Source organism: Chryseobacterium sp. JUb7 (assembly GCF_024806495.1).
Taxonomy (GTDB): Bacteria; Bacteroidota; Bacteroidia; order Flavobacteriales; family Weeksellaceae; genus Chryseobacterium.
This window is the reverse complement of sequence record NZ_JANUFF010000001.1, coordinates 172,130-186,791: the sequence shown is the minus strand read 5'-3', so window position 1 is coordinate 186,791 and position 14,662 is coordinate 172,130. Positions and strand designations below refer to the sequence as shown.

Below are 14,662 nucleotides of genomic sequence, written 5' to 3'. Positions count from 1 at the left end.
TTCGGCGGTTTTTATTTTCTTTTATTGTTTTGTTAAAATTACATGTTCTCAATAACAATGGCAGAAGCACCTCCACCACCATTACAGATGGCCGCAGCTCCATATTTTGCATTGTTTTGCTTCAATACATTAATTAAAGTTACGATGATTCTTGAACCAGAACTTCCAAGCGGGTGACCAAGAGCTACCGCTCCCCCATTTACATTCACTTTTGAAGCATCTAGTCCTAAAATTTTATTGTTGGCTAAACCTACCACAGAGAAAGCTTCGTTAAATTCGAAGAAATCAATATCTGTAAGTTCCAGTCCAGCTTTTTTAAGAGCAATTGGCAATGCTTTTGAAGGTGCTGTTGTAAAATTCTCAGGCTCCTGAGCTGCATCTGCATAAGAAACAATTTTAGCTAAAGGCTTAAGACCTAATTCTTCCATTTTTTCTTTAGAAACAAGGATTAATGCAGAAGCACCATCATTTAAAGTAGACGCGTTGGCAGCAGTTACAGTTCCTTCTTCTTTTTTGAATACTGTCGGAAGTGTCGGAAGTCTGTCAAAATTTACGGCTTTATACTCTTCATCTTCAGCAAAAACAACAGGTTCTCCTTTTCTTTGAGGAATAGTAACAGGTACTACTTCTTCAGCAAATTTACCTTCGCTCCAGGCTTTTGCTGATCTTTTATAAGATTCGATAGCAAAGTTATCCTGATCTTCTCTAGTAATGTTATAATCTGTTGCACATTTTTCTGCACAAACACCCATATGAACTTTATTGTAAACATCTGTAAGACCGTCCAGAACCATTCCGTCCAGCATTTTTACATCCCCTAATTTGGTTGCGTTTCTTGCATTATAATAATGAGGAACTGAAGACATATTTTCCATACCTCCGGCAACGATTACCTCTGCATCGCCAGCTTTAATAGCCTGTGCTGCCATGGTAACCGCTTTCATTCCTGAAGCACAAACTTTGTTTACCGTAGTAGAAGGCGTTTCAATAGAAAGTCCTGCACCAAGAGCTACCTGACGAGCTGGAGCCTGTCCTTCGCCAGCCTGCAAAACGTTCCCCATATAGATCTCCTGAACGTTTTTCGGATCAAGACCTATTTTATCTAATGCTCCTTTCACTGCAACAGAACCTAACTTTGTAGCAGGAACGGTTGATAAACTTCCTAAAAAACTTCCCATTGGGGTTCTCACTGCGGAAACGATGAATACTTCTTTCATGTGTATACTTTTTTAATTCAACAAGACCTTTCAGTCTCATTTATATTTTATTTTTTGTTTTCTTTTGCTTTCATTAAAACCAGATCAAACTGTTCTCCATTAAGCTGAGAATTGATCTTTATATAATTATCCTGAGTGGCAACCACTTTATTATTAAAAACATCTCCTACTTTTACAGGATTATTTTGTTCTGTTTTTTCCAGGACAATCACTTTATAATTACAATCATCTACAAAAACCATCGTAGATTTGATATAATCTTTACCATTATTGTAAAATTCTGTCTGTACATTATCTTTTACCGTCATATACCAAAGATTTTTAGGATAATTGGTACGTAGAAATGTCCCTTCTTTGATATTGCTGCATTTAGCAGGATTATCTGCCGCCTTTTTCTGCACAACTTCTTGCTTTTTGGTATCCGTTGTTTTTTTCTGAGCATTGATTGAGGAAATTCCCAAGAACAATAAGGCAACGGAGATTGTTTTTACATAATCCATATCTGTGTCTATTTATTATTATTTTTAGCAAAAATCAGGATAAAAGCTCCCAGAAATTCTACGATCCACCCCCATTTTAATTTTACAACACCAGCAAAGGTTTCCTGCCATGATTTAAAAGGAAGAAAGCTGAAATACTGCAGAGACTGCATTTTTACAGCTGCCAGAGTGAAAATAAAAAACAGGATAAGAGTAATTCCCAATACTCTTACTATTTTGGATTGATTATTCACAATCCCAAATAAGGCAATCGCTGAAAGAATCCAGCAGATAATAGCCAGTGAATGGTCTAATTTCCAATAATTCCAGTTTCCGATAATCGGAACATGTACCAATGGAAGAAAACTACCCACAACGACTAATAGCAAAGCTAATAACTGAATATTTTTCATAATTCTTAAAGTGCCAAAATACAAAAAAAAACACACTTAAAATGAGTGTGTTTTAAAATCAATTGATTTAGATTCAATGACTAACGAATGATAAAAAAATTAACAATAAATTAATTATTATGTAATAAAAAACTAAAAACATTATTTAATTAAAAATTGACATTCGCGATTTCAAGTCCGATTTGTAATCCGTATTTCTTCTTCAGCTGAGCATTATTATTAAATGCCGGGGTAAGATCTTTTTGAATAAATAAATTGAGCCCTCCCAGCCCGATTCCCAGCTTTGCTCCAAAAATAAAATCATTCATTCCACTTCTTACCGACTCACGTTCAACAATTCTGTTGGAAAACTCTGTAGAATACTTATTGTAAACTAAATTCTCCATGGATCAGTTTCTATCAATAAGACGGTGAAAATTTTAAAAGGTTGACTATGAAATAAAAAAATTGCACTTTTTTAGAAAGTGCAATTTAATATTTTAAAAATTCAATTAAATAAATTAATGTTTTACCGTAGATAATTCTTCCGGATTATGTTTATGCTTAAAAATGATCGCAAATAGAATGGTCACAATTAAGGCATATCCTGCGAAAATATACCATGAGGTCTGCCATCCCTGAAGCTGTAAGGTAGGGTCTGTCTGTGAAAACACATAATGATTAACCACTTCCTGAGCTCCCAGCATACCGATAGTCGCTCCAAAACCGTTGGTCATCATCATAAAAACTCCCTGTGCACTTGAACGGATGCTTTTATCTGTTTCTTTGTCAACAAATAATGATCCTGAAACATTGAAGAAATCAAATGCAATTCCATACACGATCATGGATAAAACAAACATCCAGACTCCTCCACCAGGATTTCCAAGTCCGAATAATCCGAATCTCAGCACCCATGCAAACATGGCCATTAACATTACTTTTTTGATTCCGAATCTCTTTAGAAAAAAAGGAATTAAAAGAATACAGGCTGTTTCGGAAACCTGAGAAAGAGAAATCAATGCATTGGCATGATTGGCTCCCCAAGAGTCATTAAAAGAAGGAATATCTTTAAAACTTGTGATAAACGGATTAGCATATCCATTGGTAATCTGAAGTGAAACTCCCAATAACATTGAAAAAATAAAGAAAACAGCCATTTTTTTATCTTTAAACAGACTAAAGGCTTTTAATCCCAAAGCATCATAAAGACTTTGTTTTTCCTCACTTTTATTAGTAGGACATTTCGGTAATGTAAAGGAATAAAGGAATAATGCAATTCCTAAGGCACCCGATACAAAAAACTGAGAATAATTATTCTGATATCCTGTAAAATCCACAAATAACATCGCACAGATGAAACCGATTGTTCCAAAAGTACGAATAGGCGGAAATGCTTTAATCGTATCAAAATTGTTATTAACAAGCACAGTGTAAGCTACAGAATTGGAAAGTGCTATCGTCGGCATATAGAACATCACGCTTAAACTATACAAAAGGAATAGTTTGGAAAATTCTACATTCGCACCGGCTGCCATTCCGTAATATCCGGCTGCTACCAGAAAACCGGCCGCCAAAAGATGGCAAATCCCCAGTAATCTCTGAGCCTGGATCCATCTGTCAGCAATAATCCCCATCAAGGCAGGCATAAAAATAGAAACGATTCCCTGCATTGCATAAAACAGTCCTATTTTAGATCCCAATCCCACTGAGCCCAAATAATTCCCCATAGAGGTTAAATAAGCTCCCCAAACCGCAAACTGAAGAAAGCTCAGAATGGTAAGTCGTAGTTTTAAATTCATAGTTAGTATAAAAAATATCTTTTAGTCAATTCTTTTCTTTCTCCTTTTGATCTCCTCCTGAATCTCCAAGGCAGTATCATAATCTTCTTCTTTCACGGCTTCATCCAGTAATTTCTGAAGCTCTTCCATAGAAATAGATCTTAAATTATCCTCAGCAGGAACTGTTTCAGAAAACGATTGCTCTTCTTTTGAAACATCTTCCAGTTCCAGCAGAATTCCGGCTTCGTTTAAGACTTGCTGCGTTGTAAAAATAGGGGCATCAAATCTCACTGCCATTGCTACAGCATCTGAAGTTCTCGCATCAAGGATTAATTCCTCATCATTTTCTTTGTTTTTGAAATTGATATTTGAGAAGAAAACACCATCTACGATCTGATAAATGATCACAGAAACCAATTCGTAATTGGCAGAAACTATAAATTTTGTGAATAAGTCATGGGTAAGAGGACGAGGCGGATGAATGTCTTTCTCAAGGCCAAGAGAAATGGATTGGGCCTCGAAATTTCCTATAACAACAGGTAATTTTATATGTGTCTCTTCATGTTCCAATAACAATGCGTACGCCCCGGATTGGGTCTGGCTGTACGATATTCCGCGAATAATTAGCTGCTTATAATCCATAGCTACAAATATAAATCATTTTTTTTATTGTAGGATTTACTTTTAGACAAAAATAAAAGCCCGGAAAGGGCTTTTATTATATTATTGTTGATTGTCAAAAATCAAGAGTAAATTTTACTTCGCAAGGAGGTTGTTTTAATTAAAAAATCAACAAACAGAACGAAATAACTCTTCACTTTTTGTTTTCTCTTATCCTTTAAGAGCTTTAATTTTTTCCGTTAATGCGGGGATAATCTGGAAAGCATCACCTACAACACCGTAATCAGCTGATTTAAAGAATGGCGCTTCAGCATCACTGTTGATAACAACAATGGTTTTAGAAGAGTTTACTCCCGCCAAATGCTGAATGGCACCGGAAATACCGATTGCGATATAAAGATTCGGAGCAATTGCCTTACCTGTTTGTCCTACGTGCTCTGTGTGAGGTCTCCATCCGATATCAGAAACAGGCTTAGAACAAGCTGTAGCAGCTCCCAAAACATTTGCCAGATCTTCTACCATTCCCCAGTTTTCAGGACCTTTCAATCCTCTACCAGCAGAAACTACGATTTCAGCTTCTTTAAGATCTAATTTTCCTGAGCTCTGCTCGTGAGAAATCACTTTAGTATCTTCATTGGCAACTGATAAGTTTTTTACTTCTTCAGAACCTGAAACTGCATTTTCTTTAACACCGAAAGCATTTTGAGAAACCGTTAAGATCACTCCTGTTGCTTCAGATTTTGCATGCATGAAACCTTTTCCTGAGAAAGCTTTTCTTTTCACCTGGAATGGAGAAAGGCTTTCCGGAGCTTCCAAAACATTCGTAATTAAAGAATGTCCGTTCATTACAGCTAACATAGGAGCAATAGAAGAAGCATCTGTAGTGTGAGGGAAAACGATAATGTTTCCGTTTGCCACTTCACTTACAGCCTGAGCATAAGCTTTAGCTGAGAAGCTTTTAAGACCTTCGTCTTTGATATTGATTACGTTTGAAGCTCCATATTTGTATAATAAATCTGAAGAATCTGTTGGGTTTACAGAGATCGCTGTAACAGTGTCACCAGCTTGATCTGCAACAGCTTTAGCGTAAGAAACTGCTTCAAAAGCTGCTTTTTTGTAAACTCCGTTTATATTTTCTGCGTATACGAATACTGCCATTGTTTTAAAATTAAAAGATTAAAAATTTAATGATTAAAAGATTAGATAACTTTAGCTTCTTCGTGAAGTAATCTTACCAATTCATCTAAATTATCCGGAGAAACCAACTTTACAGTAGCTCTTGGAGGAACACTGTCATAAGAAACTCCCTGCACTTTCACTTCTGTAGAAGTAGGCTCTACAACCTGCAAAGGCTTAGTTCTTGCAGACATAATCCCTCTCATGTTTGGAATAATAAGATCTTTTTCATCTACCAATCCTTTCTGACCAGCGATTACAGCCGGTAATTTCACAGAAATAGTTTCTTTACCTCCTTCAATTTCTCTTACAGCAGTAGCTTCAGCTCCGTTTACATCCAAACCTACAGATGCATTTACGAAAGGCTGATTTAATAACTGAGCCACCATTCCAGGAACAGAACCTCCGTTATAATCGATAGATTCTTTACCGCAAAGGATTAAATCATAACCACCGTTTTGAGCAACAGCAGCGATTTCTTTTGCTGTAGAATAGCTGTCTTTAGGATCAAGGTTTACTCTTACTCCGTCATTTGCACCAATAGCCAGTGCTTTTCTGATTACTGGTTCTGTAGCAGCATCACCTACGTTGATTACTGTTACGGTAGCCCCTTGAGATTCTTGTAATTTAATTGCTTTTGTTAATGCAAATTCATCTAGCGGGTTGATAACCCACTGAATTCCATTTTTGTCGAAAGCAGATTTATCCGCTGTGAAGTTAATTTTGGAAGTAGTATCCGGAACACTACTTATACAAACTAATATTTTCATGTGTACTATTTTATTGTTTCTCTTTTTGTATAAAAATTAGGGATTTTATACAGAGATTTTGTTTTAATTAATTTTTGCTAATATAAATAAAAAATATATTATGCATGCATAGCACTTATTATTTTACTATTCAATGCATTAAACTCCTTACTTTGCGGGTTTTGTCGCCCTAAATTCGATCTTACTGGGCAAAACTCTCGGATTCATTTTTAAAATATCTAAAACCAGATTTCCCATATCTTCAGGCTGAATCTTCCATTCATCTTTTTCAGATGGAATATTTCCGTTGAAATGAGTGGCAACCGATCCCGGCATGATTACCGTTGATTTGATATTGTATTTTCTTAAATCAATCATTGCGGCCTGAGTGAATCCTACAACTCCGAATTTTGAAGCATTATACCCTGTTCCGTTTTCGAAGAAATTGGCTCCTGCCAGACTTGAAACCGTGATATAATAGCCTTCTGTCTTTTTCAGCTCTTCCACGGAAGCTTTCAAAGTATAGAATACACCTGTTAAATTAGTTTCGATCATATCATTCCACTCTTCGGCTGACAGCTCGTCTACTGGCTTAAAAATACCTAAACCTGCATTTGCAATCACAAAATCCAGTCTTCCGAATTTTTCTGTGATCGATTTTACAGCTTCTTGTTCGCTTTCAAGGCTTCTGACATCAGAAACGATCCCCAAAACATTTTTTGAATACTTTTGAAGCTCATGCTCTGCTTTTTCCACATCATCTCTCTTTCGTCCCGAAAATGCCACTGAAACACCATTTTCAAGTAATATTTTAGCCATTCCGAAACCTATTCCCTTGGTTCCGCCTGTTATATATGCAACTTTATTTTCTATCATAAATTTATAGATTTAAGTTCTTAAAAATAACAAAAACGCCCCAAATAGAGCGTTTTATTAAGCTAAGATTTATCAGCAATTTATTTTTTAATGAATTTTTCAGAAGTCACTCCCTCTTTTGTTTCAATTTTAAGAAGATAATTTCCGGACTGAAGCTCCGTGATATTTAATTTATTCCCTTCTAAATCTGCATTTATTTTTCGTCCTGTCATATCGTAGACTTCAGCCTTTAAAACAGCTGTTTTTGAGTCTATATTAATGTAATCTGTTGCTGGGTTAGGATAAAGGCCTATTTTTGTATTATCAGCTGCCACTTCAGAAGTTCCTAATACCTGTTGGGTAACTTTCACATTATCCAGTACCAATACTCGGTTATCAACGGAATTCGGATAATAATGTCTGAAATATATCTTCACACTCTGTCCTGCAAAACTTGTTAAATCAACTGTTTTATTAAAGGCAAGGTCTCCCACTGTAATAGCTTCTGCAAGAACCGGAGTTTCTGTTCCTGTATATGTACTCGTAGCCGGAAGTACATAAACCATATAATAATTTTCAGGATATGCGTAAATAAATGATCCTATCTGAAAAGATAATTTATAAGAACTTCCTGTCGGTAAATTAATAGCAGGGGTAATTAATACATTATCCGGTTTTTCTCCAAACGACATCATCACTCCTCCTAAAAAGCCGTACATACTGATCGGGTTGGTAGTTCTGTACCATGAAGAAACATCATTATCGTTATTCAATGTAGCCCAGTTTGGAGGTATTGCTGAAGATGTATACACAAAGGTTTCTTCGAAAATCGTTGACTGAGCATTTATTTGAGAAGTAGCCAGCGCCAGTGCTCCAAAAAGTAGAATTGATTTCATCATAAATTATTTTAAATATAAAGCGCAAAAATAACTTTATTGAATTAGTAAACCAAACTTATTAGTTGAAAATACTCATTAATAGGGCATTTAAACGAAACCCTATGAGTTTGTTCCATAAAAAAAGCGCTTCAGTTGAAGCGCTTATAATGACAAATTGAAAATATTTATTTTTTGATAAACTTCTGTGTTACCTCACCTTCTTTTGTATGTAATTTGATCATATAATTTCCCTTCTGAAGATTGCTTACATCTACCTTATTATCTGACAGTTGACTAGTCATTTTTCTTCCTGATAAATCATAAACCTCTGCATTTAAGATTTTAGATTTTGATTTAAAATAAAGATAATCGGTTGCCGGATTTGGATAAATTTCAAATTGTTCAGTCGCTTTAGTTTCTGAAGTTCCTAATGAGGTATTCTGTATTATTTTTACATCATCCAATATAATTGCTGACTGCTCGCTCAAGAAATGTCTGAAGCAAACTTTTACATTTTGTCCTGCATTTCCTGAAATATTAATCGTTTTAGTCATTGCAACCCCTCCCTGACTTAGTGTTTCTACAAAAGCAGGAGTTTCATTACCCGTAAAAGTACTGTTTGCCGGTAAAATATATACCGCATAATGTTCTGCAGGACTTGACTGAAAATAAGACCCTACTTTGAAAGATAATGATAAATTTCCGCTGCTTGGTAAGTTGATAGCTGGAGAAATAAGCAAATTATTTTGAGCTCCATACATAGAAACCGAAGCATATACGTACCCCGAAAATCCCATAGCTGCCACTGAAGAATCATCAGACAATGACCAGTTTATCCAATCTCCATCTTTATCAACAGCATTCCATCCTGCAAGTGTAGGAGAATTGGACTCAAATGTTTCGCTAAAAATTGTTGTTTGTGCATTAAATTGAGATAAACTCAACAATCCGGCAATAAGTAAAATTTTTTTCATCTTTTTTATTTTTAAAAATTTTTATTTTTTTGAATGCTCTTTATAAAACTGCAGACAGAATTTGTTTAAATACCAACCTGCGCGTCTTAAAGAAGATAAAATCACTCAAAACTTTAACAAAACTATTTTTATGCATAATAAAAAACAATGTTTAGTTCAATAAAATGTGATTTGTCTGTCGATTTCACAGTATTTAAAATAAATGGAAGATTAATTTTCATCTTTTCAAAAATTTTATAAAAAATAAAACGCTCCATTTCTGAAGCGTTTTTAATATTATAAAAGTCTGTTTTATTTTGAATAGTTCTCAAAGAACAACGGAATACTTTCAATTCCTTTATAGAAATTAAATAAGCCGTAATGCTCATTTGGAGAGTGAATAGCATCCGAATCGAGACCAAAGCCCATCAATACTGATTTAGCTCCCAAAACCTTCTCAAACATTGACGTAATAGGAATACTTCCTCCTCCTCTGTATGGAAGAACTTCCTTGCCGAATGTAGATTCCATTGCTTTTTTAGCCGCTAAAAACTCTTTCGTATCTGTCGGTAATACATAAGGCATTCCTCCATGATGTGGAGTAACCTTTATTTTTACAGTATCAGGAGCTATTTTGTTAAAATAAGTCGTGAATTTCTCTGTAATCTCCTCGGGAGTCTGATAAGGAACCAGACGCATAGAAATTTTAGCAAAAGCTTTTGAAGGAATTACCGTTTTAGCACCTTCCCCGGTATAACCACCCCAAATTCCGTTGCAGTCTAAGGTAGGACGAATGGATGTTCTTTCAAGAGTTGTATAACCTTCTTCACCTTCAACATTGCTCAACCCGATTGATTTTTTGAATTCTTCAGGATTATCTTTCAGCTTGTTCATTTCTGCTCTTTCTTCGTCAGAAACATCCTCAACATTGTCGTAGAAACCATCAATTGTAATTTGTCCGTCCTCATCAATCAGCTTAGCGATCATCCTTGAAAGTACATGAATAGGATTGGGAACAGCTCCTCCATAAAGACCTGAGTGCAAGTCTCTGTTTGGACCTTCCACCTCTACTTCCACATAGCTTAAACCTCTTAAACCTGTTGTAACAGTCGGTTGTTCATTACTATAAATATGTGTATCAGAAATTAAGATACAGTCGCAAGATAATTTCTCTTTATTTTCATTGACGAAATCTCCCAGACTTACAGAGCCTACTTCTTCTTCACCTTCCAGGATAAATTTAACATTACAAGGGAGAGTATTAGTTTTCATCATCGCTTCAAAAGCCTTTAAATGCATGAAAAACTGACCTTTATCATCTGCAGAACCTCTTGCAAAGATCGCTCCGTCCGGATGAAGCTCCGTTTTTTCAATATACGGTTCAAAAGGTGGCCTTGTCCATAATTCCAAAGGATCAGCCGGCTGAACATCATAATGTCCGTACACCAAAACCGTCGGTAAGCTTTTATCTAAAATTTTTTCTCCGAAAACGATAGGATATCCCTTTGTCTGGCAAACTTCCACCTGATCAGCACCTGCATTCTTCAGGTGTTCTGCTACCACATCTGCACACTTCAATACATCATCTTTATATGCCGGATCTGCAGAAATAGAAGGGATTCTCAATAACTCAAATAATTCATCCACGAAACGCTGTTTGTTTTCGTTAATGTAATTTAATGTCTCTTGCATTGTAAAATTTTGTTTTGTTAAAAGTAAAAAAAATGCCCTGCAGGAGCAAACAAAAACATATAATTTTCCTCAGGTTTATTATTTTCTGATAATTAAACGATTATCAATTTTTCTCAACAAAAAATGTCCTGCATTTCTGCAGGACATTTTATATTGTTACTGAATAATTAGTGTTCAGCTTTTGGAGTCTGAGCTTCTGCAGGTTTTGCAGTGGCAGCAGCGCTATCTGCTTTTGGAGCTTCAGCCTCATGTTTTTCTGCAGTTGCATCCTCTTTATGAGCAGCAGCAGCTTCGTGACCATGGCCGTGAGCCTCTGCACCACCCTGTACATCTTCAGAATATCTGTCTGCTCCTTCTTCAAGCTTGATAATATTCTTATTTCCACCAGCCTGAATTTTTTTACAGCTTACAGCAACTGTAGCAAGGGCTAAACATATAACTAATTTTTTCATATGTAAAATTTATTTTTTAAAAGGTCATATGGAATCGCATTATTTAGCCAGTTAACAGCTGACGATTTCATGTTTAATTTTTTAATTGCCCAAAATTAAGAAATCCTCCTTTTTTCGGCAACATTTTTATACTGATTTTAAAATTATTTTGCCTTTTTTGGATTGGGTAAAAATAAGATAATCTTTTCCCCCATCTTTTAAGGCATATTTTTTCTTTATTTCTTCCGGTTTTAAAGGATAGTTTTTGGAGATTATATTAAACTGTCCTTTCTTTTTAATCTGCTTAGCTTCAATCACTTCCACTTCAAAAATCCTTCCCGGAAAATCAGTCTTTTTATCATGGGAAGTATAAAAATGAGTATTAGGATGCAGTTTTTTCAATCCAAACTTTTGCGAAATCAAATTAAAAATACCGGCCTTTAAAATTGAGTTATTGGGGATATAAATAAATTTTTCGGGTTCAGAATACTCAGAAACGGCATTTTCTTCATCTAAAAACAGATAATCAAAGTCAGATTCTCCGCTTTCCAGATTCACACATCTACACATGATATTCCCCGGATTTTCTTTGGACAGAAAAATTACGACTTCTTTTACGTCATTTTTTACGGCAATAATCTCAATTCTGAAAATATTGGGCAAAACAGAGATTAAATATTTAAGATCAATCAGCGGAGACAGCTTTATCACAATCTGCTTCGAAATAGAAAGCAGTTCTTGCTGTATTTCTATAATATTTGGAGATAAATCCTCCAATAAGAAGACCTTATTTTTCTGAGCATCTCTTCTGGCCGGATCTAAATAAACTGTATCAAAATTTTCTTTATTGTCAGATAAAAAATCTTCAAGTTTTTGATTATTAAACCGAGCTTTTTTACCCAAAATAGTCCAATTGTGCTCTACAATTTCCAATAGCTCCCGGTTTTGTTCAATCAGGGTAATTTCTTCAAAATTCTGAGACAGGTAGTAGGCATCAATTCCGAAACCACTCGTCAGATCAATATATTTTCCACCTTTTAAAATTGTGGATTTATAAAACGCTGTTTTTTCCGATGAAGATTGCTCTAAACTAAGCTGTGGAGGGAAAATAATGCCTTCCTTTAACAAGAAAGGAAACTTTTTCTCTGCCACCTGCTTCCCTTTAATCTGCTGAACAATTTCCTGAATTGAAACGTCCGGAAACGGTGATTTTTTCAATAATAAAGAATGCAAGTCGGCAGACAGATTTGCATTGATATAATTTTGAATTTCTTTGTTTAAAATTGCTTTATTTAACACCGATTTTGTAAATCTTTTATTTGAAAATGCTTCGACAGGCTCAGCATGACACCGTTACAAATAGTCGCCAGTAAAAACAATCTATCTTAGAGATGTCATGCTGAGCTCCGTCGAAGCATTTTTATAAATTACCTTTTATAAAAAATATAATCTGTCAATACTGGCTCAATACCGTTTTGCTTCAACAGAGAGTTGATTTGTCCTCTATGATATGTCGAGTGATTGATCGCCTGAAAAAGCATTTCAAAAATACTGTTTTCAAATGCTGTTCCTCTTGAATTATAATATTCTATCCTCTGATCAATATCAGAATTTTCAATAATTTGAATGCTGTTCCGAAAGTTCTGCTGATTAATTTCTTCTAAACTTTCAAAAGAATTAATCTGCCAGACTTCAAATGTTTTCTCACCTGAAATCCGAGCATTCCAGATCTGCTGAGCATTGAGGGTGTGATTGATTAAACTGACTGTCTTCTCATCAATTTTCGGGATGTTTTCAGAAATAATTTTAATCATTTCTTTATTGAAATGAAAGGTATATTTAAATAAATCAATCAGTTTTTCTTTCATCACTCATACATTTCTGCCCAACGTACGGCTTTTATTTCTTTTTCGTCATATAGATCTTCAACTGATCTCTTGACTTCCTGTTTTGGATATAAATTTACACCGATCAGCTTTATTTTGCCTTCTTCTACCCATTTTTGCTCTTCTACAGCATGGTTATAAATCTTTTTCTGGACTATTCCCTGTTTTAAAAGCTCAAGATAACCTCCATTTTCTTCAATTTCTACAAACAAAGCCCAGGATTTCTCTGCAATTTGCTGCGTAATATCTTCTACATAATAGCTTCCGTTGGATGCATCTTCAAAAACATTAATGATACTTTCGTAAGCCAGAACAATCTGCTGTTTGAACGAGATTTCTTCAGAATTATCAGTGCTTCTATCCACGAGATAGTTATTACTGAAAACAGCATCAGCACCGCCAATCATCGCTGACGCAAGCTCCAGTGTGGAACGGATCAGGTTATTTTCATTATCAGAAACCGCTTTATTTCTAAGAGAGGTCTCTGCAAAAATATAAGGAATTTCATCTAAACCGTATTCTTTTGAAAGTTGATTGAAAACCATTTTAAAAGCTCTCAATTTTGCCATTTCAAAGAAGTAGCTTCCTCCGACAGCAATTTTAAAAATTAATTTATTGATAATGTCTGCCCCATACAGTTCCACAAGTTCTTTAGTTTTTGCTAAAGCAAGCCCCAACTGCTGATAAATGGCAGCTCCCGCATTCTGATGAAGTGCAATATCGATACAAATATTTCTTTTGAATTGCTTTGCTAATAATTCTTTCACAAGCTGATCGTCAATTGATGCATTTTTTTCATCAAAAACATCAATCAGAGAAAAGTACTGATCCTCTTCTGTCGGACTGATGTGGCCAGCCAGATCTTTATTATTCACAAAAATAGTCTTCTGCTGAAGTCCTTCTACATTATGATCCAAAATAAAGGCAAATACGTCATCTTCTAAACTCTCGTGATATCTGGCAACCAAATGAGTGCTTTCCTCGATTTTCGGAAGGTTTACTAAAGGCGTTTTTACTGAATCATAAAACGGTTTCACCTCAATTCCTTCTAAATTATCTTTTTTAAGAATGGTGTAAATATCTTCAGTTTTAAGTTGCTTTTTTACTAAATTTTCCCAGCTTGAGAAAGTATCTGTATTTGACATTTAGTTTAGAGTTATGAGTTTAGAGTTATCTATTATGAATGTTTATTTTTTTGCGACCTTTGTACTGTCGACCACCAGAATGAAGATTTCCTCATTTGGTTTTTTCATAAAATAATTTTCTCTTGCGTATTTTTCCTTTTCAGATTTATTATTCATCAGCTTTTTATAGAAAGCATCATTTTTTTCGTATTCTTTTTTATAATACTCCAGCTGGTCCTCGTATTTATTAATCTCACCATTGAGCTCATTAATTACCAGAAAAGAAGTTTTATCAAAAAAAATCATCCAAACCAGAAACAGACAGATCGTCAATACATATTTATTAAGCACATAATGCTTAAGAAACTTAATCGTATCCGATGTGGGTTGAATGTCTTTTATTAATTTTTTTTCAGCCATTATAGCGT

General features: G+C 35.0%; 17 protein-coding genes. All 17 read right to left on the bottom strand.

The window, feature by feature from the left end; genetic code table 11:
• Positions 1-38: 38 nt before the first annotated feature.
• The 17 genes from M2373_RS00865 to M2373_RS00785 all read right to left on the bottom strand — a co-directional run bounded on the left by M2373_RS00865 (position 39) and on the right by M2373_RS00785 (position 14,654).
• A complete protein-coding gene (locus M2373_RS00865) occupies positions 39-1,217 on the bottom strand; it encodes an acetyl-CoA C-acyltransferase (protein WP_259106480.1) in 1,179 nt (392 codons plus the stop codon).
• Between the two features lie 47 nt (positions 1,218-1,264).
• Complete coding sequence (locus M2373_RS00860; protein ID WP_259106478.1) at positions 1,265-1,717, bottom strand: hypothetical protein; 453 nt, start codon at positions 1,715-1,717, stop codon at positions 1,265-1,267.
• Between the two features lie 8 nt (positions 1,718-1,725).
• On the bottom strand, positions 1,726-2,109 hold the full coding sequence (locus M2373_RS00855) for a hypothetical protein (RefSeq protein WP_259106476.1): 384 nt from the start codon (positions 2,107-2,109) through the stop codon (positions 1,726-1,728).
• Between the two features lie 149 nt (positions 2,110-2,258).
• Complete coding sequence (locus tag M2373_RS00850; protein WP_259106474.1) at positions 2,259-2,495, bottom strand: hypothetical protein; 237 nt, start codon at positions 2,493-2,495, stop codon at positions 2,259-2,261.
• 114 nt (positions 2,496-2,609) lie between these two features.
• On the bottom strand, positions 2,610-3,890 hold the full coding sequence (locus M2373_RS00845; protein WP_259106472.1) for an MFS transporter: 1,281 nt from the start codon (positions 3,888-3,890) through the stop codon (positions 2,610-2,612).
• 21 nt (positions 3,891-3,911) lie between these two features.
• Positions 3,912-4,511, bottom strand: a complete 600-nt coding sequence (locus M2373_RS00840; protein WP_259106470.1) for a bifunctional nuclease family protein — start codon at positions 4,509-4,511, stop codon at positions 3,912-3,914.
• A 189-nt stretch (positions 4,512-4,700) separates the two neighbouring features.
• Positions 4,701-5,648: an electron transfer flavoprotein subunit alpha/FixB family protein gene (locus M2373_RS00835; protein ID WP_259106468.1), complete on the bottom strand. Its 948-nt coding sequence runs from the start codon at positions 5,646-5,648 to the stop codon at positions 4,701-4,703.
• A gap of 41 nt (positions 5,649-5,689) precedes the next feature.
• Positions 5,690-6,436, bottom strand: coding sequence for an electron transfer flavoprotein subunit beta/FixA family protein (locus tag M2373_RS00830; RefSeq protein ID WP_259106466.1), 747 nt, complete (start codon positions 6,434-6,436; stop codon positions 5,690-5,692).
• Positions 6,437-6,583: 147 nt separating this feature from the next.
• Positions 6,584-7,291, bottom strand: a complete 708-nt coding sequence (locus M2373_RS00825) for an SDR family oxidoreductase (protein ID WP_259106464.1) — start codon at positions 7,289-7,291, stop codon at positions 6,584-6,586.
• Between the two features lie 80 nt (positions 7,292-7,371).
• Positions 7,372-8,166 carry a T9SS-dependent choice-of-anchor J family protein gene (locus M2373_RS00820; RefSeq protein WP_259106462.1) on the bottom strand — a complete coding sequence of 265 codons (795 nt, stop codon included), beginning with the start codon at positions 8,164-8,166 and terminating at the stop codon, positions 7,372-7,374.
• A gap of 167 nt (positions 8,167-8,333) precedes the next feature.
• Positions 8,334-9,122, bottom strand: a complete 789-nt coding sequence (locus M2373_RS00815) for a T9SS-dependent choice-of-anchor J family protein (RefSeq protein WP_259106460.1) — start codon at positions 9,120-9,122, stop codon at positions 8,334-8,336.
• Positions 9,123-9,413: 291 nt separating this feature from the next.
• Positions 9,414-10,793, bottom strand: a complete 1,380-nt coding sequence (locus M2373_RS00810; protein ID WP_259106459.1) for a dipeptidase — start codon at positions 10,791-10,793, stop codon at positions 9,414-9,416.
• A gap of 167 nt (positions 10,794-10,960) precedes the next feature.
• Positions 10,961-11,245 carry a hypothetical protein gene (locus tag M2373_RS00805; RefSeq protein ID WP_259106458.1) on the bottom strand — a complete coding sequence of 95 codons (285 nt, stop codon included), beginning with the start codon at positions 11,243-11,245 and terminating at the stop codon, positions 10,961-10,963.
• 126 nt (positions 11,246-11,371) lie between these two features.
• Positions 11,372-12,523, bottom strand: a complete 1,152-nt coding sequence (locus tag M2373_RS00800) for a class I SAM-dependent methyltransferase (protein ID WP_259106457.1) — start codon at positions 12,521-12,523, stop codon at positions 11,372-11,374.
• Between the two features lie 128 nt (positions 12,524-12,651).
• Entirely contained in the window at positions 12,652-13,092 is a 441-nt protein-coding gene (locus M2373_RS00795; protein WP_259106456.1) for a DinB family protein, read from the bottom strand.
• Positions 13,092-14,255 carry a methylmalonyl-CoA mutase family protein gene (locus M2373_RS00790; protein ID WP_259106455.1) on the bottom strand — a complete coding sequence of 388 codons (1,164 nt, stop codon included), beginning with the start codon at positions 14,253-14,255 and terminating at the stop codon, positions 13,092-13,094. The genes M2373_RS00795 and M2373_RS00790 overlap by 1 nt, the downstream gene beginning before the upstream one ends.
• Before the next feature lie 42 nt (positions 14,256-14,297).
• Positions 14,298-14,654 carry a septum formation initiator family protein gene (locus M2373_RS00785; RefSeq protein WP_259106454.1) on the bottom strand — a complete coding sequence of 119 codons (357 nt, stop codon included), beginning with the start codon at positions 14,652-14,654 and terminating at the stop codon, positions 14,298-14,300.
• Positions 14,655-14,662 lie beyond the last annotated feature (8 nt).